The following is a 2920-nucleotide window of genomic DNA, read 5'->3' as shown; positions in this document are numbered from 1 at the left end:
CTCGGATGTGCAGCGCCGGATCGCTGCCGCCGGGAATTCAGGCCGCGACACGGCGGGTCTGCAGGCGCGCCTCGTGGCGCTTGGCTGCGCGCCTTCGGCAAAGCAACGGTCTGCGCGCGCCGCGCCCGGCACCCAATCGGCGAGCACCACGTTCGGCGGCAATGCGATGCTGTTTTGCGTGCGTCTGTCGGACGGGTATTTCTTCCCGGCGCCAAAGTCGCAATTCGCCGCCAGCGGTGATCTGAAGGAGACGGCCGATCAATGCCGTTACATCTGCGATGACCCCAGCGTCGACCTCGACACGTTGAACGATGCCAGCCTCGAAACCGACCAGATGGTCGCGCTCGACACGCGCAAGCCTTATACCGAACTGCCGGCAGCCTTCAGATATCGCGATGATGCGAATTTCAAGGCATGCGACGTCAAGCGATACTACCAGCGGGTCACCGAACTGCGAGCCAGGACTGTGACGCCCGCCAACATGCGCAATGCCATTATTCCGCTGCCGACGGCGAAGCCGGATCTCGGCACGGTTGCGGCCGTCCCTGGAATCGATGCCGAAGCGCCAGGTGCCGCCCAGCACCTTTCGATCGAGGCCGGCAAGCGGTCGGTGCGCGTGGTCGGCCCGGCGTTTTTCCCGGCCGAATGATCGCCGGCTTCCCCAATTGGCGATCACCGGTTGCGGCGTGCCTGCTGCGATGCGGTTGCCTGATCCGGCTGGAACAGAGAGGCGCTCATGGCGTTGTGATCGACATCAGCCGGGAGAAACGCCGTGGCTACGTTCCGGGAAATGCGGGTACTGGAGATCGTCGAAGATGACTCGCTGACCACCGAACAGAAAATCGCCGAACTGCGCGAGATCGAATCCGAGGCGCGTGGGCTGCAGCGGGCTGCCTCGGAGGGTCCGATGGACGACGATGACGGCTGGCAGGAAGATCTGCGTCAGGTTCGTCTTGCACTCGACAAGCTCGGTGCGAAGGAGCCGAAAAAGGGCGCTGCTTCACTGTGAGGCCGGGTCACCGAAGCTATCCGCGGATCGCGTCTTGATCGCATCCCATCCGAAAACCGGGTCCCGCTTTTAGGGACCCGCTCCGATCTAATCGCAGACCATGCGAGCTCTCTTGCCAGGCTCGCTGACGTTCCTGCAGGTCAGCGGCTTCGCTGGCGCCGATAGGGAAGCGGACGCAGGCAACCTCGTCTGGTGCCGTCTCGGTGCGGCATGGCTGACCTTGCGCTCGGAAAAACGCCGGTCCGGCTGCGGCGCCACAGGAAAAGCGCCGTTCTCGACCTCGGATTGCCCATAGTCGACATTCGGTGGCGGCCGATCCCAGAATCGCCGGACATCAAGCGGTCTCGGGATGACGACCGTGCCGTCATAACTGCGCGAGCAACCGCCGCCGAAAAGCAGCGCCAGCCCCATGAAAAAAGGCACAATCCGTCCAAGCATCAGCAATACCCCTGCCGTTGCTTATATAGCGGGTTCGACCCCGCCGACAACCGGGCGGAATGAAGCAGACCGCGCCGCGCAATCCTGTCCAACCGACCGTTAAGGTTAGCGGATCCTTAATGCTTCTCGGGCAGATTCCGCCGACGAACCGCGGAGGAGGGTTCGGCCTTGGTTTTCGGGGTGGGGACGGCATGGCGGAAGCGGACGAAACAATCGGCGCGCGCGGCAAGCGCGGGCCTCGCAGATCCACAGTGCATGGCGACGATGCCTCATCGTCCGCCTCTTGCATGGATTCGAACGATGCGCTTCGCCAACTCGTCGAAGCCGGTTCGGACTGGGTCTGGGAAACGGACGCCGAACTGCGCTTCTCCTGGCTTTCGCAAAATTACCAGGCCGCCACCGGCATCGATCCGGCAAACGTGCTTGGCCGGTTCCGCTTCGACTTCCTCAACCAGGTCCTGAACGGCGATCGCAGTGGCGCGGCGCATCTGGAGGATCTGCAGGCGCACCGGCCTTTTCGCGACTTCGTCTATGAGCTCAAGGCTGGCAGCGCCGACTGTCGCTGGGTTTTGACATCAGGCTTTCCAAAGTTCGACGACGAAGGAAGATTTGCCGGCTATCGCGGCATCGGCCGCAACGTCACGGCTCTGGCCGGCGCCTTCAAAAGTCTGGGGCGGGAACCATCGGGTGACGGCGAGCCCGACCAGCATCTGGCCGACCTCGAGCGGACGATGGACGCCATGCATATGGGCGTCGTGCTTCTCGATGCCAGGCTCGACACGCTGATCGTCAACAAGGCCTATCGCGACCTCTCGAGGATTCCGGACGGCGCTGTTGCCGTCGGCGCTCCGTTCAGCCTGTTGATGGAGCTCAACCGCCGCAGCGGCATCTATGGCGACATCGACGAACAGCAATGGCAGCGCTACCTCGCTACTCGCCTCGACGAGATTCGCGCCGGATCCGTCGCGCCGCGCGAATTTGTCCATGCCAACGGCAGGACGATGATGTTTTCGGTGACGGCGTTGTCCGGGGGCAAGCGGCTGCTGACCTACTATGAGGTCACCGAGATCAAGCAGCGCGATGCGGAGATCAAAAACGCCAATGCCAGGAATGCCGAGACCTTCGCCAGTCTCCGCACAATGGTCGACCAGATGCCGATCGGTGTCCTCGTGCTCGACGCCGATATGCGCGCCGAGATCATCAACCGTGCTTTCTATGATTTCTGGCAGATCGACGCCCGGCGCGCCGAGATCGGCTGCAGCTTCCGCGATCTGATGGACGCCAGCCGCGACATCGATCCGTTTGGTGCCGACGATGCGTCATGGCAGCGGCATGTCGCCGAGCGCGAGGCGGAAATCAGGGCCGGTACCGCCGGATCGCGGCAGTTCCCGCGCAATGACGGCCGCACGCTGATATCGTCGATGGCGCCGCTGGCCGGCGGCAAGCGGCTGATCTCCTATGTCGACGTCACCG

Annotated in this window: 4 protein-coding genes; 3 read left to right on the top strand and 1 reads right to left on the bottom strand. The window is 63.4% G+C overall.

Annotated features, from left to right (window positions below):
* Positions 1 to 649, top strand: a 649-nt coding sequence (locus tag EN884_RS31545; RefSeq protein ID WP_128360958.1) for a DUF2865 domain-containing protein, incomplete at its 5' end; no start/stop codon positions are given.
* Positions 650 to 772: 123 nt separating this feature from the next.
* Positions 773 to 1009, top strand: a complete 237-nt coding sequence (locus EN884_RS31540; protein ID WP_013529265.1) for a hypothetical protein — start codon at positions 773 to 775, stop codon at positions 1007 to 1009.
* Positions 1010 to 1096: 87 nt separating this feature from the next.
* Here the strand turns inward: EN884_RS31540 and EN884_RS31535 are convergent, their stop codons facing one another.
* On the bottom strand, positions 1097 to 1447 hold the full coding sequence (locus EN884_RS31535) for a hypothetical protein (protein WP_013529266.1): 351 nt from the start codon (positions 1445 to 1447) through the stop codon (positions 1097 to 1099).
* Between the two features lie 191 nt (positions 1448 to 1638).
* Between EN884_RS31535 and EN884_RS31530 the strand changes: the two genes are divergently transcribed.
* Positions 1639 to 2920: PAS-domain containing protein (locus tag EN884_RS31530; protein WP_164895279.1), on the top strand; the 1282-nt coding region annotated here is incomplete at its 3' end.

Origin of the sequence: Mesorhizobium sp. M7A.F.Ca.AU.001.01.1.1, assembly GCF_004022735.1 — a bacterium.
Taxonomy (GTDB): domain Bacteria; phylum Pseudomonadota; class Alphaproteobacteria; order Rhizobiales; family Rhizobiaceae; genus Mesorhizobium; species Mesorhizobium ciceri.
Note: the sequence above shows the minus strand (reverse complement) of the source record. Positions and strands in the feature narration are given on the sequence as shown.